This is a genomic window from Kribbella catacumbae DSM 19601 (genome assembly GCF_000372465.1).
Taxonomy (GTDB): Bacteria; Actinomycetota; Actinomycetes; order Propionibacteriales; family Kribbellaceae; genus Kribbella; species Kribbella catacumbae.
Genome location: NZ_AQUZ01000067.1, coordinates 1 through 18,356, shown reverse-complemented (window position 1 = coordinate 18,356; position 18,356 = coordinate 1). Strand labels below are relative to the sequence as shown.

At 67.7% G+C, this 18,356-nt stretch carries 17 protein-coding genes; 6 read left to right on the top strand and 11 right to left on the bottom strand.

Annotation, left to right across the window (positions count from 1 at the left end; genetic code table 11):
* Window positions 1–164 precede the first annotated feature (164 nt).
* The 3 genes from purH to A3ES_RS0139765 are packed head-to-tail and all read right to left on the bottom strand — an operon-like array spanning window position 165 to window position 3,623.
* Window positions 165–1,724: a bifunctional phosphoribosylaminoimidazolecarboxamide formyltransferase/IMP cyclohydrolase gene (gene purH / locus A3ES_RS0139775; protein WP_020392424.1), complete on the bottom strand. Its 1,560-nt coding sequence runs from the start codon at window positions 1,722–1,724 to the stop codon at window positions 165–167.
* Window positions 1,721–2,353 (bottom strand): phosphoribosylglycinamide formyltransferase, encoded by a 633-nt coding sequence (purN, locus tag A3ES_RS0139770; protein WP_026163624.1) that lies wholly within the window; start codon window positions 2,351–2,353, stop codon window positions 1,721–1,723. The genes purH and purN overlap by 4 nt, the downstream gene beginning before the upstream one ends.
* Before the next feature lie 10 nt (window positions 2,354–2,363).
* Window positions 2,364–3,623, bottom strand: coding sequence for a cell division protein PerM (locus tag A3ES_RS0139765; protein ID WP_020392422.1), 1,260 nt, complete (start codon window positions 3,621–3,623; stop codon window positions 2,364–2,366).
* 190 nt (window positions 3,624–3,813) lie between these two features.
* On the opposite strand from A3ES_RS0139765, the gene A3ES_RS0139760 reads away from it, so the two are divergent.
* A complete protein-coding gene (locus tag A3ES_RS0139760) occupies window positions 3,814–5,148 on the top strand; it encodes a hypothetical protein (RefSeq protein WP_020392421.1) in 1,335 nt (444 codons plus the stop codon).
* 61 nt (window positions 5,149–5,209) lie between these two features.
* On the opposite strand, the gene sucD is transcribed toward A3ES_RS0139760, so the two are convergent.
* The gene (gene sucD / locus A3ES_RS0139755; protein ID WP_020392420.1) at window positions 5,210–6,115 is read right to left on the bottom strand and encodes a succinate--CoA ligase subunit alpha; all 906 of its coding nucleotides are present in this window, start codon (window positions 6,113–6,115) and stop codon (window positions 5,210–5,212) included.
* 12 nt (window positions 6,116–6,127) lie between these two features.
* Window positions 6,128–7,300, bottom strand: coding sequence for an ADP-forming succinate--CoA ligase subunit beta (sucC, locus tag A3ES_RS0139750; protein ID WP_020392419.1), 1,173 nt, complete (start codon window positions 7,298–7,300; stop codon window positions 6,128–6,130).
* Window positions 7,301–7,481: 181 nt separating this feature from the next.
* Here sucC and A3ES_RS0139745 point away from each other — a divergent pair, with 181 nt between their 5' ends.
* Window positions 7,482–9,134 (top strand): glycoside hydrolase family 13 protein, encoded by a 1,653-nt coding sequence (locus A3ES_RS0139745; RefSeq protein ID WP_026163623.1) that lies wholly within the window; start codon window positions 7,482–7,484, stop codon window positions 9,132–9,134.
* Here A3ES_RS0139745 and A3ES_RS0139740 read toward each other — a convergent pair.
* Window positions 9,131–10,387, bottom strand: coding sequence for a cytochrome P450 (locus A3ES_RS0139740; RefSeq protein WP_020392417.1), 1,257 nt, complete (start codon window positions 10,385–10,387; stop codon window positions 9,131–9,133). The genes A3ES_RS0139745 and A3ES_RS0139740 overlap by 4 nt on opposite strands.
* Before the next feature lie 57 nt (window positions 10,388–10,444).
* On the opposite strand from A3ES_RS0139740, the gene A3ES_RS0139735 reads away from it, so the two are divergent.
* Window positions 10,445–11,041, top strand: a complete 597-nt coding sequence (locus A3ES_RS0139735) for a TetR family transcriptional regulator (RefSeq protein ID WP_063746047.1) — start codon at window positions 10,445–10,447, stop codon at window positions 11,039–11,041.
* Between the two features lie 25 nt (window positions 11,042–11,066).
* On the opposite strand, the gene A3ES_RS54655 is transcribed toward A3ES_RS0139735, so the two are convergent.
* The 5 genes from A3ES_RS54655 to A3ES_RS0139710 form a co-directional block, all read right to left on the bottom strand.
* Window positions 11,067–11,225, bottom strand: a complete 159-nt coding sequence (locus A3ES_RS54655) for a hypothetical protein (protein WP_020392415.1) — start codon at window positions 11,223–11,225, stop codon at window positions 11,067–11,069.
* A gap of 96 nt (window positions 11,226–11,321) precedes the next feature.
* Window positions 11,322–12,170 carry a carbohydrate ABC transporter permease gene (locus tag A3ES_RS0139725; RefSeq protein WP_020392414.1) on the bottom strand — a complete coding sequence of 283 codons (849 nt, stop codon included), beginning with the start codon at window positions 12,168–12,170 and terminating at the stop codon, window positions 11,322–11,324.
* Window positions 12,170–13,219 carry a carbohydrate ABC transporter permease gene (locus A3ES_RS0139720; protein WP_020392413.1) on the bottom strand — a complete coding sequence of 350 codons (1,050 nt, stop codon included), beginning with the start codon at window positions 13,217–13,219 and terminating at the stop codon, window positions 12,170–12,172. The genes A3ES_RS0139725 and A3ES_RS0139720 overlap by 1 nt, the downstream gene beginning before the upstream one ends.
* 94 nt (window positions 13,220–13,313) lie before the next feature.
* Entirely contained in the window at window positions 13,314–14,630 is a 1,317-nt protein-coding gene (locus A3ES_RS0139715; RefSeq protein ID WP_020392412.1) for an ABC transporter substrate-binding protein, read from the bottom strand.
* Window positions 14,631–14,982: 352 nt separating this feature from the next.
* Window positions 14,983–15,399 (bottom strand): coenzyme B12-dependent isobutyryl CoA mutase small subunit, encoded by a 417-nt coding sequence (locus A3ES_RS0139710; protein ID WP_020392411.1) that lies wholly within the window; start codon window positions 15,397–15,399, stop codon window positions 14,983–14,985.
* A 197-nt stretch (window positions 15,400–15,596) separates the two neighbouring features.
* On the opposite strand from A3ES_RS0139710, the gene A3ES_RS0139705 reads away from it, so the two are divergent.
* The 3 genes from A3ES_RS0139705 (at window position 15,597) to A3ES_RS0139695 (ending at window position 18,144) form a co-directional block, all read left to right on the top strand.
* Complete coding sequence (locus A3ES_RS0139705; protein WP_020392410.1) at window positions 15,597–16,442, top strand: esterase/lipase family protein; 846 nt, start codon at window positions 15,597–15,599, stop codon at window positions 16,440–16,442.
* A 347-nt stretch (window positions 16,443–16,789) separates the two neighbouring features.
* On the top strand, window positions 16,790–17,548 hold the full coding sequence (locus A3ES_RS0139700; RefSeq protein ID WP_020392409.1) for a M23 family metallopeptidase: 759 nt from the start codon (window positions 16,790–16,792) through the stop codon (window positions 17,546–17,548).
* Window positions 17,549–17,610: 62 nt separating this feature from the next.
* Complete coding sequence (locus A3ES_RS0139695; protein ID WP_020392408.1) at window positions 17,611–18,144, top strand: DUF6886 family protein; 534 nt, start codon at window positions 17,611–17,613, stop codon at window positions 18,142–18,144.
* Window positions 18,145–18,356 lie beyond the last annotated feature (212 nt).

Here is an 18,356-nt window from a genome sequence, read left to right as displayed (position 1 = left end):
GGGCGGGTTTGAGGGACAGGTGGCCTCACCCTAGGGCGCGTCGAGTTATTTAGGCAACGTCTCTAACGAAAGCATTTTTCCCGCTGGCTCCGGCTGCTGCGACAACGCAACAGCCCCCGCCTTCCGGACCGGAGGGCAGGGGGCTGTTCGCCGCACCAAGACCTCTAGTGGAAGAAGTGGCGGGTGCCGGTGAAGTACATGGTGACGCCGGCCTTGGTGGCGGCTGCTACGGCTAGGTCGTCGCGGATGGAGCCGCCGGGCTGGACGACTGCCTTTACGCCGGCTTCGAGGAGCACCTCGAGGCCGTCCGGGAAGGGGAAGAAGGCGTCGGAGGCGGCCACTGAGCCTGCAGCGCGCTCGCCGGCGCGGGAGACGGCCAGGCGGCAGGAGTCGACGCGGTTGACCTGGCCCATGCCGACGCCGACCGAGGCGCCGTCGGAGGCGAGCAGGATCGCGTTGGACTTGACCGCGCGGCAGGCCTTCCAGGCGAAGGCGAGATCGGCCAGCACCTGCTCGGAGGCGGGTTCGCCGGCGGCGAGGGTCCAGTTCGACGGGTCGTCGCCGTCGGCCTGGAAGACGTCCTTCTGCTGCATCAGCAGGCCGCCGCTGATCGCACGGATCTCGACCGGCGGACCGTCCTCGCCCGCCGGGCAGACCAGCAGCCGGATGTTCTTCTTGGCCTGCAGGATCTCGGCCGCACCGTCCTCGTACGCCGGGGCGACCAGCACCTCGGTGAAGATTTCCGCGACCTGCTTGGCCAGCTCGACCGACACCGGCCGGTTGGTGGCGATCACGCCGCCGTACGCCGAGACCGGGTCGCACTCGTGCGCACGCCGGTGTGCTTCCGCGATGTCCTTGCCGACCGCGATGCCACAGGGGTTCGCGTGCTTGATGATCGCGACCGCCGGCTCGCTGAAGTCGTACGCCGTACGCCGGGCCGCGTCCGCGTCGACGTAGTTGTTGTACGACATCTCCTTGCCGTGCAACTGCTCCGCGGAAGCCAGACCGTTGCGCCCGTTGCTGTAAAGGGCAGCCGGCTGATGCGGGTTCTCGCCGTAGCGCAGTACCGCCTTCTTGTCCCAGCCCGCGCCGACCCAGGCCGGGAAGCCCGACCCCGCGCTGCTGTCGGTGAGCACGCTGCCCATCCAGGACGCGACGGCGACGTCGTAGTCCGCCGTGTGCACGAACGCGGCGACGGCCAGCTGACGCCGCTCCTCCAGCGTGAACCCGCCCGCGTCGAGCGCGGCGACGATGTCGGCGTACCGCGACGGCGACACCACGACGGCCACGTTCGCGTGGTTCTTGGCCGCGCCGCGGACCATCGACGGTCCGCCGATGTCGATCTGCTCGACACACTCGTCGGGCGACGCACCGGAGGCGACGGTCTCGCTGAACGGGTACAGGTTGCTGATCAGCAGGTCGAACGGCTCGACCCGCATCTCGGCCAGCTGCTCGACGTGGTCGGCTTTGCGGACGTCGGCGAGCAGTCCGGCGTGCACCTTCGGGTGCAGCGTCTTGACCCGCCCGTCGAGGCACTCGGGGAACCCGGTCAGCTCCTCGACCTTGGTCACCGGCACGCCCGCGGCCGCGATCCGGCCCGCGGTGGAACCGGTGGACACGATCTGCACCCCGGCGCCGGACAGTGCCTTCGCGAGCTCCTCCAGACCGGTCTTGTCGTAGACGCTGATCAGCGCCCGGCGGATCGGCCTGCGGTCGGTGCTCACTTCAGTCGAACCTTTCGTCCGGTGATGGTCCAGCCGTTACGGACCAGCCGGCCGACCCACTCCACCAGCTGGCGGCGTTCGACCTCCTTGATCCGTTCGGTCAGGGTGTCTTCGGTGTCGTCGTCCTCGACCGGTACGACGACCTGGCCGATGATCGGCCCGGTGTCCACCCCGCCGTCGACGAAGAAGAGGGTCGCGCCGGCCACCTTGACGCCGTACTCGAGCGCGTCGCGCGGTCCGTGGATGCCGGGAAAGGCCGGCAGCAGCGCGTTATGGGTGTTGATGTAGCGATCCCCGAAACTCTTCAGGAAGTCGTCGCCGACCAGCTTGAGGAACCCGGCCGAGATGACCAGGTCAGGCCGGTACTCCGCGACGGACGCGGTCAGCGCGCGATCCCAGTCGGCCCGCTCGGCGTACTCCTTGACCTTGTGCACGAACGTCGGCACTCCGGCGCTCGCGGCCCGGTCCAGTCCGGCGATGCCTTCCCGGTCCGCACCGACGGCCACCACTTGGGCGCCGTACGCCGGATCGGTGCACGCGTCGAGCAGGGCCTGCAGGTTCGAGCCGGAACCGGAGATGAGCACGACGAGGCGCGCGGGCTCAGGAGTGGGCGCAACCGGGTCTGTCACGCGGCAAACCCTATCGCTCGGGGTCGCTCCCGCTCTCAACCGGTCGCCGCGCAGCCACGGCGGCAGCAGTGATGGCCGCGCCGATCGCCATCCCGGCGACCAGTACGCCGGCCGCCGGCACCGCAGCCGGTACGCCGACCTCAGCCATCCGGCCCGGTCCGGCAGCGCCACCTGAGAGCACCATCAGCACCAGCAAGCCGACACCGGCCAGCAGAGCCGCAATGCCGCCGCGGAGCGCGAAGGCGTCCCAGCCCAGCGCATCCGAGTCCTCCGCTGCTAGCCCTCGCCGGGCTACCACGAAGCCGGCGACTACCCCAGCCGCCAGCGGCACCAGAGCCGTCAGCACCAGCAGGTACGTCGGTGTCGCGCCATCAGCCGGTACTGCGGCCAGCAGCGGCAGCGCAGGCAGGTTGCCGACGTCTACCCCGGTCGGGGCGATCGTCGTACCGACTCCTAGCTGGAAGCCGGGTCCTGCGAGGAACGCCACGACGTAGATGACCATGTTGGGCAGCAGCATCAAGCAGATGCCGAAGAGGACCACTGAGCCGACAGCACCGGCGTCGAGCAGTTCCAGCATCGAGGTGACCCGGGAGAAGTGCACGGCCAGCAGTACGGCGTACAGGAGGCTTGCGACGGCCACGATCGTCAGTACTGCGGCCGCAGCGGCAGTGAACGCGTCACGCAGGCCCTGTGGAGTCGCTTCGGCGATGTCGCCTGCCGCTCCGGACTCGACCAGTACCCCGGCCGTGCCCGCTATCAACGCCAGTGTGGCGGCACCGAGGAAGGCACTCGCTGGAGAGATCTTCACTGAGCCGTCGGAGGTCAGGAGCGCGATGACGAGCGCACCAAGCCCGTAGGCGGCTGCGAACACCCCGGAGGCCATTGCGAGGTCCTTGGTCTCGTCTGCGCCGCTGACTCGGGCGGTGAACCGGCCACCGCGGTACAGACACCAGGCGAGGAACAGAGTCAGCCCCAGCGGAGCAATCGTGAGTCTGGCGTCACCGAGCGTGGCACCGGCCTTGTGAGCGACCAGCCACACAGTGGCACCGGCCCGCACCGCACCGGACGCACCACCGAAGGCCGCAGCCAGCCAGCCGATCACTGCGACAACCGCACAGGCCAGCAGCCCAGTGAGCAGGCAGGCACCCGCTCCGATCACGGCCGAAACGACTACCGGCTTGGTCGGTGCGGTGGCGTCGGGCTGGGCGGGCCCGGGCGCCTGGTGAGATCCGCCGTCACGGGCGCCCGGACGGCTCAACATGTCGGTCATCTGTAGCCATCGTCACCCGCTGCCGGGGGACTGCTCGTTCTGACACGCCGGATATGGAAGACTTCGGCCCGCTTGCTCGCTGTGGTCTGTCTTCGTTTACTCGCTGTGCTGTCTCATTTTCTTGGTCGGGGTGGATGACAACAGGCCACCAGGTACCGTCGGGTGGAATCAGTCTGGAGGTCAAGAACTAGTGACCGGTTCCCACCGCGCCTCGCGGGGCGGCAGTCGTGCCGCCGCCCGGGAGGCTCGCCGTCAGCAGACGCGCCGACGGAACCAGTTGATCGGCGCCGGCGCCGCCGTCGCAGTACTCCTCGGTGGCGGCGGGATAGTGGCCCTGAACGCTTTCGGCGGTGACGGCTCCCCCGGCGACGCCAAGTCCAGCAACCCGGACGACCGGCCGGGCGGCAACGACTCGGGCCTGCTCGGCGACGCCAAGGTCCTGCTCGACGGTACGGCGGCCAAGCAGTTCGCCCCGGCCGCCGGAGCATGGGCCGTCGCCAGCACCGACAACGGCAGCAACGCCCCGGACAAGTCCTTCGTCTGCCAGTCGCAGCGCTTCGCCGACCCGGCCGGTATCCGGACGTGGATCCGCAACTTCCGCAACCCGTCGACCAAGGACACGGCCGTCCAGTACGTCGAGGTCTCCAACGACGAGGCCGCGGCCGGCAAGGCGTACTCGACGATCCTCGGCTGGCTCAGCGCCTGCAACACCCCGCAGATCCGGCTGATCACCAGCTACACGACGCAGGGCCTCGGCAGCAAGGGTGTGGTGGCCGTCTTCGGCCAGCCCGGTCCCAAGACGAACAAGTACCGCACGATCAGCGTGAGCACCGCCGGCCAGGCGACGATGGTGGTGGAGTACGACACGGTCGGCACCACCCCGCCCAAGCCGGAGAGCGTGATCGCCACTGCCGGCGCCGCGCTGAAGCGGATCTGCGCCGAGGCGAAATGCACAACCGGTACGCCGACGGCCAAGCCCGGACTGCTGCCGACCACCGAGCCGGCCGGCTTCATGGCACCGATCGACCTGCCGGTCCTGCCGAGCATCGACAAGCCCTGGGTGAGCACCGGGAGCACCACCCCGAAGGGCACCGGCTGCGACCGGCTCGACCTGAAGAAGGCGAAGGCCAAGGCGTACAAGTCGCAGACGTACGTCGTACCGGAGGCCAAGGTGCCGACCGAGTTCGGGCTGGACACGATGGTGGCCGCGTTCGCCACCCCGGCCGCGGCGAGCAGCTTCGTCAGCGACATCCGCAAAGCCGTGGACGGCTGCAAGAAGACGACCTCGAACGCAACGGTCAAGCAGACCGGCGAGGTGACGCTCGGCAGCATCAAGGGCGAGAGCTGGCGAGTCTCCTACGACACCGGCGGCGGCAAGATCTTCACCTACCGGATCGGCATCGCCGCGGCCGGCTCCCGCGCCGTCTACGTCCTCTACCCCCTGCTCGAAGACCTGGACATCGCCAACTCAGCCTTCAACGAGGTCCTGATCCGGGCCGCCGAACGCTCGGCGTCGTACAAGTAGATCGCTGCAACGCCAGCAGGCCCCCGGGTGATCCCGGGGGCCTGCTTGGTGCTGCTGGGTGTTACTTGGTGAGGTTCTGCATGATTTCGCGCATCAGGTTGGCGGTTTCGGTCGGGGTCTTGCCGACCTTGACGCCTACTGCTTCGAGAGCTTCCTGCTTGGCGGCCGCGGTGCCTGAGGAGCCGGAGACGATGGCGCCGGCGTGGCCCATCGTCTTACCCTCGGGAGCCGTGAAGCCGGCCACGTAGCCGACGACCGGCTTGGTCACGTTCTCCTTGATGAACGCCGCCGCGCGCTCCTCGGCGTCGCCTCCGATCTCGCCGATCATCACGATCGCGTCGGTGTCCGGGTCGTCCTGGAACGCCCGCAGCGCGTCGATGTGGGTGGTCCCGACGATCGGGTCGCCGCCGATACCGATCGCGGTGGAGAAGCCGATGTCGCTCAGCTCGTACATCATCTGGTAGGTCAGCGTGCCCGACTTCGACACCAGGCCGATCCGGCCGGCGCCGGCGATGTTCGCCGGGATGATGCCGGCGTTGGACTCACCGGGGGTGATGATGCCCGGGCAGTTCGGCCCGATGATCCGGGTCGTGCCGGAGGCCTGCGCGGCGGCGTGGAAGGCGGCGGTGTCGTGCACCGGTACGCCCTCGGTGATCACCACGACCAGCGGCATGCCGGCCTCGATCGCCTCGAGCACCGCGTCCTTGGTGAACTTCGGCGGCACGAAGATGATCGACACGTCGGCGCCGGTCTCCTTGATCGCGTCCGCGACGGTACCGAAGACCGCGACCTCAGTGTCTTGGCCGTCGAAGGCTGAGAATTTAACGGACTGGCCGGCCTTGCGCGGGTTCACGCCGCCGACGATGTTGGTGCCGGAGGCAAGCATCCGGGTGGTGTGCTTGGTGCCTTCCGAGCCGGTCATGCCCTGGACGACGACTTTGCTGTCCTTGGTCAGGAAGATAGACATTTCAGCGATCCCTTACTTCGCAGCCAGCTCGGCGGCCCGCTTGGCGGCGCCGTCCATCGTGTCGACCCGTTCGAGTCCGGGCAGATTCGCCTCGTCGAGGATCCGGCGGCCCTCCTCGGCGTTGTTGCCGTCCAGCCGGACGACCAGCGGCTTGTCGACGTGCTCGTCCCGGCTCGCCAGCAGCTCGAACGCCTGCACGATGCCGTTCGCGACCGCGTCACAGGCGGTGATACCGCCGAAGACGTTGACGAAGACACTCTCCACCTGCGAGTCGGAGATGATGATCTCCAGCCCGTTGGCCATCACCTCGGCCGAGGCGCCACCACCGATGTCGAGGAAGTTGGCGGGCTTGACGCCCCCGAACTCCTCACCGGCGTACGCGACCACGTCGAGCGTCGACATGACCAGGCCGGCGCCGTTGCCGATGATGCCGACGGAGCCGTCGAGCTTCACGTAGTTCAGGCCCTTGGCCTTGGCCGCGGCCTCCAGCGGGTCCTCGGCGGACGCGTCGGCGAACGCCGCGTGCTCCGGGTGCCGGAAGTCGGCGTTCTCGTCCAGGCTGACCTTGCCGTCGAGCGCCTCGACGTTGCCGTCCTTGAGCTTGACCAGCGGGTTCACCTCGACCAGCGTCGCGTCCTCGGCCAGGAACACCTGGTAGAGCTTCACGATCTCCGGTACGACGGCGTCGAGGATGTCGGCCGGGTACTTCGCCGCCTCGGCGATCTCCCGGGCCTTCGCCTCATCGACACCGGTGGCCGGGTCGATCGAGATCTTGGCGACCGCGTCCGGGTTCGTGTGCGCGACCTCCTCGATCTCCATCCCGCCGGCGGCGGAGGCGATGCAGAGGTAGTTGCGGTTGGCCCGGTCGATCAGGAAGGAGAAGTAGTACTCCTCCGCGATCGCCGCGGCCGGCACGATGTTCAGCGTCTTGACGATGTGACCCTTGATGTCCAGACCGAGGATCTCGCGGGCCTTCTCCTCCGCCTCATCGGGCGAGGAGGCCAGCTTGACGCCGCCGGCCTTGCCGCGGCCACCGGTCAGCACCTGGGCCTTGACGACCACGGTGCCACCGAGCTTCTCGGCCGCCGCGCGGGCTTCCTCGGGCGTGTGGACGACTTCACCCACCGTCGTCCGTACACCGTGCTTGGCGAAGACAGACTTCGCCTGGTACTCCATCAGATCCACGAGTGTGGTCCCTCTCTCGCCTGTTCGAGTTAGGCCGCGGCAGGCTGCGGTGCGGAGGGCACGGTCGCCGGCGCGTTCCGTCGGCCTGAGACTAGCCACCTCCGCACACGTTGCGACAGCCGGGGTACAGGCTGAGACGACCGTCACAGCGCGCTTGCCCGGCCGTGAAAGGCTGGACGGCATGACTGAAGGAGCAACCAGACCAGCTGACGAGTGGTGGCGTAGCGCCGTCGTGTACCAGGTCTACCCGCGGTCGTTCGCGGACGCGGACGGTGACGGGACCGGCGACGTGAACGGGATCCGCGCCCGGCTGCCGTACCTGGCCGAGCTCGGCATCGACGCGATCTGGATCAGCCCGTGGTACCCGTCCCCACTGCTCGACGGCGGGTACGACGTGTCCGACTATCGCGACATCAACCCGGAGTTCGGCACGCTGGCCGACGCCGACGCGCTGATCGGCGAGGCGCACGCGCTGGGGATGCGGATCCTGATCGACCTGGTGCCGAACCACTGCTCCTGGGAGCACCCCGCGTTCAAGGCGGCGCTGGCGGCGGGCAAGGGCTCGCCCGAGCGGGACCTGTTCTGGTTCCGCGACGGCAAGGGCCCTGACGGCTCAGAGCCGCCGACGAACTGGCCGGCGGCCTTCGGCGGTGGGGCCTGGACCCGCATCGACGATGGTCAGTGGTACCTGCACTTGTTCGACATCAGCCAGCCCGACTGGAACTGGGATCACCCGAAGGTGATCGAGGAGTTCGACTCGATCCTGCGGTTCTGGTTCGATCGCGGAGTCGACGGTTTCCGGATCGACGTGGCCGACTCGATGGCGAAGGACGCGTCCCTGCCCGACGTGGTGCCCGGCCCGGACGGCGATGTCACGCGGGACAAGTACGAAGGCCATCCGACGTACGACCAGCCCGGCGTACATCTCATCCACCAGCGCTGGCGGATGATCGCCGACGAGTACGCCGGCACACCACTCGGCCCGCGGGTCTTCGTCGCCGAGGCATGGCTGTCCCCGGCGGATCGGCTCGCCCAGTACGTCCGGCCGAACGAGCTCCACTCGGCCTTCAACTTCGACGCCCTGCAATGCCCGTGGAGCGCCGCCGAACTGCGTGAGGTCATCGACCACACCACTGAGCACCTCTGGGCCGTCGGCGCACCTGCCACCTGGGTGCTGAGCAACCACGACACAATCCGGCACCGCACCCGCTACGGTCGCGACCAGAAGGAGGCGGGTATGCCTGCGGGCACCGTGCGGACGGACTTGGCGCTCGGCCTGCGCCGGGCCCGGGCTGCCGCGCTGCTGGAGCTGGCGCTACCCGGTGGCGCGTACATCTACCAGGGCGACGAGTTGGGCCTGCCGGAGGTCGAGGACCTACCGGAGGAGGTGCTGGACGACCCCACGTGGGAGCGGTCGGGTCACACAGTGCGCGGGCGCGACGGCTGTCGCGTGCCGATCCCGTGGAGCGGCAGCGAACCGCCGTACGGGTTCGGTAGTGGCGACGGTCAGCCGTGGCTGCCGCAGCCGGCCGACTGGGCGCCCCTGACGGCAGAAGCCCAGGCGACCGACTCCAACAGCCATCTCGCTCTCTACAAGGCAGCACTGCGCATCCGCCACGAGCAGGAAGCTCTTGGCGAGGGCCGGCTGGAGTGGGACACCGATGCACCAGAGGGCGTGCTGTCGTTCACCCGCGACCCGGGCTTCCGCTGCGTGGTCAACCTGAGCGACGAGCCACTCGACCTGCCGGGCGACACCGAAGTACTGCTGTCCAGCGAGTCACCCACCGACGGCAAGCTGCCGGTGGACGCCACTGTGTGGCTGAAGACCCTTTAGGCAGCTACCGGCAAAGCACTGACACCACGCACCAAGCTGGACATCCGCCACTCTTCCGGCCCGGTACGCCGTAACGACGGCAGCCGGGTCGCGAGTGTCCGGAACGCGATCTCACCCTCGAGTCGCGCGAGCGGAGCGCCCAGACAATAGTGCGCTCCGTTCGCGAAGGCGAGGTGCTCCTGGTCCGGCACCCGCCAGATGTCGAACTGGCCGGGCCGGTCGAACACCTCCGGGTCCCGGTTGGCCAGGCCGAACAGGATCAACACCTCCGCGTCGGCGGGAAGCTTCACGATGCCGCGGCCGGTGTCGACCTCGATCGGCTCATGGGTGAAGCGGGCGCCGTACTGGAAGGGCGTCTCGAAGCGCAGTACCTCTTCCACGACCTGCGGCGCGAGGCTGGGGTCGGCGCAGAGCGCACGCCACTGCTCGGGGTGATCGAGCAGCAGCCGGACCCCGTTGCCCAGCAGGTTCACCGTCGTCTCGAAGCCGGCGAGCAACAGCAGGCCGGCCGTTGTCATCAGCTCCTCCGGGGTGAGCTCGTCCTCCCGCAGGGCGACGACCAGCGTGCTGATCACGTCGTCACCGGGGTTCACCGAGCGCTCGTCGATTAGCTCGGCGAACAGCCTGCGCAGCGCGATGCTGACCTCCTGGACCTCCTCCACCTGACTCATGGCTTCCATATCGAGCGATGCCCCGACGATCCGCCCGTAGTGGGCAAACGTCTCGTTGTCCCCGTCTGGGATGCCGAGCAGGTCGCTGATCACCGTGATCGGCAGCGGCCTGGCGAACTCGCGAACCAGGTCGAACTCGCCGAGCTCCCGCATCCGGTCGACCAGTCCGTCGGTGACCGCCTCGATCCGGCTCCGGTAGGCCGGCATCTTGCTGCGCGCGAACGCGGGTGTCGCGAGTCGCCGCAGCCGGGTGTGGTCCGGGGCATCCATCTCCAGGAACGTATGCATCCACGGCGGTGGCACCTTGTGCATGCTGATCGAGTACGGCGGCCGCCCGTCGGCATGCCGTACTCCGATCCGCCGGTCCCGCAGCAGCGCGGAGCAAACGTCGTACGACGTGGCGACCCACACGCCGGACAGCGACTTCCAGAGCGGGCCCCGCTGGCGAATTCGCTCGAGCTGCGGGTACGGATCGGCCCGCCAGCGCTCGGCGGTGTACTCGCTGACCGGGTCGCCGAGCAGCCGGAGTACCTGAAGGGCCATCCGCTGGCCGGCGAGCTGTGACCTGAGTCTGAGATCCACGACATCCTCCCCAGAACGATTGACGCCATTTCCGAACATCACGGTATGCTATTGAACATGAGTGTTCAATCCCGAGCGCGAAGAGTCAGCTCGAGCGACCCGCAGGTGATCCTGGAGATCGCCGCCGAGGTGTTCAGCGCGAACGCCGCCGCCTCACTGGCCGACGTCGCCGCGGCAGCTGGAGTCGGCCGGACGACGCTGCACAACCGCTTTCCGACTCGCGAGGCACTGCTGCTCGCCGTCGCGCACGATGCTCTGGACAGGTGCGCCACTGTCATTCAGGACGCCCGCTTGGCCGAGGTCGGCGCCGACGCAGCTCCCGAAGAGGTGCGGGCGGCGTTGAGCCGTTTCATCGAGGCGATGATCCCGCTCGGCCCGCGGATCGAGTTCCTCCTCCGCCAGCCAGAACTCGATCTGGACAAAGAGCTGGCGGCCCGGACCGACCAGCTCGACACACCCTTGGAGGAATTTGTCAGCCGCGCCCAGCGGGCCGGCGCCCTCCGCGCCGGCGTACCGCCGTGGTGGGCTGTATCAAGCCTCTACGCCCTCACCTACGCGGCTTGGGAAGCCATCACCGCCGGCCTTCTCGCCCCCCGCGACGCAGCCGCCCTGGTACTCGACACCGCCCTCACCGGCATCGGCCCGACCCCCTGACCGCCGCCCCGACGGAGCCCGGCGGTCAGCGCCTGGCGCGGTCGCGTTCCTCGCGGTCGCGCCGGTCCTGATCCTCCCGATCACGGCGATCCCGCTCATCCCGATCACGGCGCTCCTGGTCCTCCCGCGCGGCCCGTTCGCGATCCTCACGATCGCGCCGGTTGCGGTTGTCTCCGTAGCTCATTTCGCGCCTCCGTCTCGGATTACAACCAACATAGCCGGGATGCCTCTCCGAAAGGCATCCCGGCTATTTGGTACGGCAGTTCTCAGCGAACGGACGCTACTTCACGCCACCCGCGGTCAGACCGGCGACGATGCGGCGCTGGAAGAGCAGCACCGCGATCACCAGTGGGATCGTGACGATGACACCGGCCGCCATCTGGCTTCCGAACGGCTGGTCCCGTCCCGACGCACCGGTGAACTGCGAGATGATCACGTTCGCGGTCTGGTGATCCTTTTGCTGGACCATTGCCAGCGCGATCAGGAACTCGTTCCAGGCCGCGATGAAGGTGATGATCGCGGTCGTGAAGACGCCGGGCGCCGCCAGCGGCAGGATCACCTTGCGGAAGGCCTGCGCCGGGGTACAGCCGTCCACCATCGCCGCCTGTTCCAGTTCTCGTGGCATCTGCCGGAAGAACGAGGTCAGCGTCCAGACCGCCAGTGGTAAGGCGAACGACAAGCTGGGCACGATCATCGACTGGTAGGTGTTGATCCACTTGATGTCGACGAACAGCTTCAGCAGCGGAACGATCAGCGAGATCCCGGGGAACATCGACGTCGTGATGATGATCGCGAGGACGAGATTCTTGAACCGGAACTCCAGCCGCGCCAGCGTGTACGCAGCCACCAGACCGATCAGCAGGGTCAGGATCGTCACCGTCCCGGCCACCAGCAGGCTGTTCAGCAGACCACGGCCGAAGCCGGTGCCCTCCTTGAAGACGTCCTTGATGTTGTCGATCGAGAACGGCCTCGGAATGATCGAGTTGTCGAACTGGTCGCTGGGCCGCCGGAGCGCGGACACCATCATCCAGTAGAACGGCAACAGGCAGTACAGCACGATCACGGCAACGCCGAGCAGCGGCGCGTACTTGCGGAGCGGGCCGCCTTCGGCCCTGATTTTCGTAGCCATCACATACCCCCGCCGGACACTCCGGCCAGGCCGGCTGTGCCAACACCGGGCGGTGCAGCATCGCCCGACGACTTCTTCTTCTTTGACTTCTTCGCCGCGACGTCACCGATGATGTCGGCGCCGAGCAGCTTGACGAAGGCGAACGCCACGACCGCGACATAGAGGAAGAGGATCGTCGCGTAGGCCGCCGCCGGCCCGTATCTGGTGTTGAACGCCTCGTCGTAGGCAAGCATCGAGAGCGTCTCCACCGAGTCCTTGTGTGGACCGACCAGCACGAACGGCAGATCGAAGATGCGCAACGTGTCGAGCATCCGGAACAGTACTGCGACCAGCAATGCCGGCTTCACCAGCGGAAGCGTGATCATCCGGAACTGCTGGAGCGGACTGGCACCATCCACCTTGGCAGCCTCATAGACGTCCGCCGGAATCGTCTGCAGGCCCGCCAGTACCAGCAGTCCGATGAACGGAGCGGTCTTCCAGGTGTCGGCGACGATGACCGAGGCCACCGACTGCCAGCCCTCCGTTGACCAGAGGATCTGCGTGCCGAGGATCGCGTTCGCGGCACCGTCTGCCTGGAAGATCCACTTCCACAGCAGGGCGGAGACCACGGTCGGGATCGCCCACGGGACCAGGATGCTGGCACGGACGATGCCACGGCCCCTGAACGCCTTGTGCATCACCAGGGCCATCGCGACACCGAGGATCGTCTCGAGGACGACGCAGGTGATCGTGAAGAACGTGGTGTTGTAAAACGCGTTCCAGAATCGTTCGGCGGTGTCGCCGGTGAAGATCGCCGTGTAGTTGTCGAAGCCGACATACGTGTCGCCCTCGGTGACGAAGCCGGTCTCGGGATCTACGCCGCCCGGCTTGTACAGCGACGTACGCAGTGCCGAGATGATCGGGAACATGACGACCAGGCCAAGCACCAGCAGCGTTGGCGACAGCAGTAGGGCCGCAAGCTTCCCGGTGCCCTCGTCGTGCCGTCTCGCTTTCCCGGACTTCGGGGGTTCGTTCGCCGGTCGTGCCGCGACCGGAGCGGATGCACTCACCTCTGCCTCCTTCTAGCTCCGGGCAGAGCCCGGGCTCTGACAGGTAGAGGCCGGTACGCGGCGTGCTGCCGCGCACCGACCCCTTCCACTCGGATCACTGAGTGATAAGGCTGCTCAGCTTGGTCTGCAGGTCGGTTAGCGCCTGCTTCGGCGGCTTCTTGTTGGTGAGAGCGTCGTACGCCGCTTCCTGGACGGCAGCGGTGACATCGCCGTACTTGACCACCGAGGGACGCGGCTGCGCCTTCTCGATCGAGGCCTTCAGCGGCGCCAGGTACGGGAACGACTTGTTCAGCGCCGGGTCGTCATACAGCGACGCCCAGGTCGGTGCCTGCGAAGTCTTCTCGATGTTGGCGCGCTGCCGCTCCTCGCTGGCCATGAACTTGATGAAGTCGGCCGCGGTCGCCTTGTTCTTCGCGAAAGCGCTGATGGCGTAGTTATGACCACCGAGCGTCGAGACACCCGGGCCGGTCTTGCCCGCCAGCGGAGCGACACCGAACTTACCCGCGATCTTCGACGAGCCATCGGTCTTCGATGCCAGCGAGTAGACGTAGGGCCAGTTGCGGTGGAAGAGCAGCTTGCCGTCCTGGAAGGCGCGACGGCCCTCTTCCTCCTTGTAGGTGATGGCGGCCTTCGGAATGGCTCCCGACGCGAAGGCCTTGGTGAGCTCCTCGAGACCGGCCAGCGCCTCCGGGGTGTCCACGTTCGGCTTGCCGTCCTTGCCGACGACGACGCCGCCCGCGGAGTTGACCGCCTCGGAGAAGTTCACCGTCAGGCCTTCGTACTTCTCGAACTGACCGGCGTAGCAGCTCATGCCCTTACCCTCGGGCAATGCCGCAACCTTCAGGCAGGCAGCGAGCATCTCGTCCCAGGTGGTCGGCGCCTTCAGACCGGCCTTGTCCAGCAGATCCTTGCGGTAGTAGAGCAGCCCGCCGTCCGACGTGATCGGGACCGCGTACAGCTTGTCCCGGTACTTCGCGGTCTCGACTGTCGCCGGGATCGCGCTGGTCAGGCTGGGGAACTGGTCCTGTGGCAGTTCCACAACCCACCGGTTCGCGGCGAACTCCGCGGTCCAGACGACGTCCAGGTTGAGGACACTGAACGAGTCCTGCTTGTTCTGGGCGTTCTGGACCATCTGCTGCCGCTGAGCGTCGGCCGACTCGGGAAGCTCCGAGACTGTGACCTTCTCCTCCGGGTGCTGCGAGTTCCACGCCGCGACCTGGCTCGTCAGGTTGCCGGAGGTGTCCTTGCCGGTGGCAAACGTGATCGGGCCCTTACCCTCGAGTGCGGTACCCCCAGTCGTCGCCCCACCACCGCTGGTGTCGTCACCGCCACACGCGGACGCGAGCAGCAGAAGGCTGCCGGCGACCGCAGTAGCGACCGCCTTGCGTGTGTGTGATCGTTCAAACCTCATCGTGTACCTGCCCTCTCCCGATGCGAACTCTGGTCCTGCGCAGGCCGCCCGCAGCTCCCCACCACACTGCGAAACGCCCTATCCGGACAGTAACCGAGATCGGGGGCGATGTGTCCTGAGCCACACATCTTGTCGATCCCAGCATCATGCACGGACAAGCGCATGGCTGTATGCGACCGCGATTCCCCATCGGGCACAACCAGGTGTTTCTTAACGATTCGGTATTACCGATCAGTAACAAGCGATCCACGGGCAGGAGAGCCCAGATCCGCTGCACTAAGTCGCCGACACGCTCCGGAACGGATCCGTCGCGCAGGCAACGGAGTTGTGGAAGGCAACGACTGCGATGGGTTCAGGCGGTCGCGGAGGCGTCGCCGACGTTGCCGCGGACCCACTCGACGATCTCGACCGTGGTCGCGCCGGGGGTGAAGATCTTGTGCACGCCGAGCTCGGCCAGCGGCTGCAGGTCGGCCTCGGGGATGATCCCGCCGCCGAACACCACGATGTCGTCCGCGTCGCGCTGGGTGAGCAGCTCGCGGACCTTCTTGAACAGCGTCATGTGCGCGCCGGACAGCACCGACAGGCCGATCGCGTCGGCGTCCTCGGCGATCGCGGTCTCGACGATCTGCTCCGGCGTCTGGTGCAAGCCGGTGTAGATGACCTCCATGCCGGCGTCCCGCAAGGCGCGGGCGACCACCTTCGCGCCCCGGTCGTGTCCGTCCAGTCCGGGCTTGGCGACGACGACTCGCAGTGGGCTGGTGGCTGGCATATGAACAGGCCTCTCGGTACGCGGACGCGGCGTTGCGCCAAGGAACATTGGCAGGCTATCCGAGCCGCACCTCACGGATAAGACACGGAGGTGTGTGTTCCCGGCCACGCGAACCGGGAACCGGATATCGTTGAAAGTGATCGGACCAGTGCGGTGACGTTGCCTGGGGGGTCTGATTTCGGGAGTGAGGAGACGCGATGAGCGCCGACGGCATCCGCGAGGCTCTCGAAGGACTCAGGTACGGCGCCCGCTCGGCGCTGTCACCCCGCGTGCTGCAGGGTGCCGCCGTGGAGATCGGCTGGATCACCACCCGTCTCGCGATGTATCCCCTCGGCCTGGTCAGCGGCTCCGGCAGCCGGGCCGAGCGGCTCAACCTGAGCGGCCTGACGCCGGCCCAGCGCAGTCTGCTGGTTGGGGACGTCCAAGCCGCCGGTACGCCGATCCTGCTCGCGCACGGGATCATCGACAACCACACGGTGTTCGCCCTGATGCGCCGCCAACTGCTCCGTCGTGGCTTCACCCGGATCCAGTCCTTCTCCTACTCGCCGCTGACGCTCGACGTCCGGAGTACCGCCGAGCGGATGGCCGCCGAGGTCGAGCGACTCTGCGAGGAGTCGGGATCGGAGCAGATCCACATCGTCGGGCACAGCCTGGGCGGCCTGATCGCCCGGTACTACGTCCAGCGGCTCGGCGGCGATCAGCGCGTACACACCTGCGTAACGCTCGGGACCCCACACCAGGGCACCGTCGCCGCGCGGCTGCTGCCCTGGCCACTGGTGAAGCAACTGCGGCCGGACAGCGACCTGATGGAGGAGCTGGCCGAGCCGGCTCCGGACTGCATGACCCGGTTCGTCGCGTTCTACAGCGACGTCGACCAGCTGATCGTGCCGCAGCGCCGGGCCCGGATCCGGCACCCCGACCTGATCGCGCGCAATATCCGGGTCGACGGGGTGGGACACCTGTCGCTGCCGTTCCACGGAGAGGTGGTCCACCAGATCACCGGGATGCTCTCGCACCTCGACGAGCAGGACACAGTTGCATGAAAGTTCTTCCTGACATAGCAGCCTTCTGAGCGCTCAAGCCGATGCACGTGCAGCAGCGCATGCAAAGGTTTCGTGAAGGAGGGGCCCAAAAAGGGGTGGCAGGGTTTGTCGGCTCGTTGCGGTTCCGTTATGGTGCATGAGCCCCCGAGGGGAATAAAACCTCCCCGGGAGTGGACAGTGCTCCAGCCCCTCCCCTGTGACCGAAAGGCCACGTTGTGTCCCAGCACCGTGCCGCGGCCAGCCGCGTCACGCCAGGCAACGCTGCGCGCAAGACCGGCGCAGGACGTCACAGTGCCAAGCATCGTGTTGCCAGGCGTAACACCCCCAGTAGTACGCAGGTAGTCGGATTGACCGCAGCCCTCGCGGCAGCGGCAGGTGCAGTCGGCTTCAGCCACAGCTCCCTGGCAGCACCGACGCAGGCGAACTCCGCGGTCAACATCGCTGCCCTCAGCATGGGCAACGGGCAACTGTCCGAGCTGACCACGGCGCGGATCGAGCGCCGCAACCTGGCCACCCGGGACTCGTCCCGGGTCGAGCTGGCCGTCACACAGACCAACAAGAAGCAGGCCGCGGCCGACCGGACCGCCAAGGCCCGGGCCGCGAAGCTCGACGCCACCCGCGCGCTGACTGCCAAGCGCGCCAGCGCGCTCGCCAAAGCCAAGGCCGCGATCGACCTGGCGCAGCAGAAGGCCCGCGAGTCGGCCACCCGCTGCGAGATGGTGATCTCGGACTACCGCATCACCGCCACCTTCGGTCAGGGCGGCGGCCGCTGGGCCCGCAACCACACCGGGACCGACTTCGCCGCCGATCTCGGCACTCCGATCCGCAGCGTGATGAAGGGCGAGGTTGTCGGCGCCGAGTTCGCCGGGGCCTACGGCCGGCAGGTCCGGGTCCGGCACGAGGACGGTACCGAGACCTGGTACAACCACATGTCGAAGTTCAGCGTCTCGTTCGGCGAGACCGTGTACGCCGGTGACCAGGTCGGCGCGGTCGGCATGACCGGCAACACCACCGGCCCGCACCTGCACTTCGAGGTCCGCCCCGGCGGCGGCGAGCCGATCAACCCGATGCCGTGGCTGCGCGACCACTGCGGCCTCAACCCCTGATCCAGCCCTTCCCTGCACGGCTTGGCCTTTAAGGCTTGGCTCGCCGTACTACGCTGACGCGCATGCGTCCGGCGCCTGGTCAGGTACTGCATTTCTCCGAAGATCCGGCGATCCGGATCTTCCGCCCGCAGATCGCTCCGACGTCGGTCCGTGTCGACAGGGTGGGCACCCCGTACGTTTGGGCCGTCGGCCACGATCGTGCGCCCGACTACTGGTTTCCCCGGCAGTGTCCTCGTGCGATGGCATGGGTGAGTGCCGAGACGTCGGCAGAGGACCGCTCACGGATCATCGGCGACGGCTGCGGCACGCGAGTCCACGCGATCGAGTACGGCTGGCTGGAGGCCATGCGCACGGTCGAGCTCTACGCGTACCGGTTGCCTGCCGAGCCCTTCCAGCCCGCGGAGGCGGCCGTGGTAGCGACAACCGAGGTCAAGCCGCTCGGCCCGCCTCAGCGGGTTGGCGACTTGCTCGAGCTACACGCGGAGGCCGGGATCCAGCTCCGCGTGCTGCCACGCCTGCACGACTTCTGGGACGCCGTAACCACCAGCACCTTAGAGTTCAGCGGCATCCGCCTCCGCAACGCCCTCACCCGCTGACTTCCATCCCCCAACCGCCAGCACCGGCGTACGGCGTGCGCTGCCTCCGCCCTCGTACGGGTACTCGCGGCCCTCCGACCTTGAGCACCGCCCAGCCACCCAACCCACCTCGGGCTACCTGGCCCCTGCCCAAAGTCGAGCCACCGTCCCAACCGCCGCCCGCGTACGGCGTACAGCACCCCGCCCGCACCCACCCCGCGTACAGCGTGCGC

Excerpts from the sequence above, each read along its gene's own strand:
- A3ES_RS0139705 (WP_020392410.1), top strand. The coding sequence starts at position 15,597 with ATGAGCGCCGACGGCATCCGCGAGGCTCTCGAAGGACTCAGGTACGGC.
- A3ES_RS54655 (WP_020392415.1), bottom strand. The coding sequence starts at position 11,225 with ATGAGCTACGGAGACAACCGCAACCGGCGCGATCGTGAGGATCGCGAA.
- A3ES_RS0139735 (WP_063746047.1), top strand. The coding sequence starts at position 10,445 with ATGAGTGTTCAATCCCGAGCGCGAAGAGTCAGCTCGAGCGACCCGCAG.
- A3ES_RS0139765 (WP_020392422.1), bottom strand. The coding sequence starts at position 3,623 with ATGACCGACATGTTGAGCCGTCCGGGCGCCCGTGACGGCGGATCTCAC.
- A3ES_RS0139695 (WP_020392408.1), top strand. The coding sequence starts at position 17,611 with ATGCGTCCGGCGCCTGGTCAGGTACTGCATTTCTCCGAAGATCCGGCG.
- A3ES_RS0139715 (WP_020392412.1), bottom strand. The coding sequence starts at position 14,630 with ATGAGGTTTGAACGATCACACACACGCAAGGCGGTCGCTACTGCGGTC.
- A3ES_RS0139710 (WP_020392411.1), bottom strand. The coding sequence starts at position 15,399 with ATGCCAGCCACCAGCCCACTGCGAGTCGTCGTCGCCAAGCCCGGACTG.
- sucD (WP_020392420.1), bottom strand. The coding sequence starts at position 6,115 with ATGTCTATCTTCCTGACCAAGGACAGCAAAGTCGTCGTCCAGGGCATG.
- A3ES_RS0139725 (WP_020392414.1), bottom strand. The coding sequence starts at position 12,170 with ATGGCTACGAAAATCAGGGCCGAAGGCGGCCCGCTCCGCAAGTACGCG.
- A3ES_RS0139745 (WP_026163623.1), top strand. The coding sequence starts at position 7,482 with ATGACTGAAGGAGCAACCAGACCAGCTGACGAGTGGTGGCGTAGCGCC.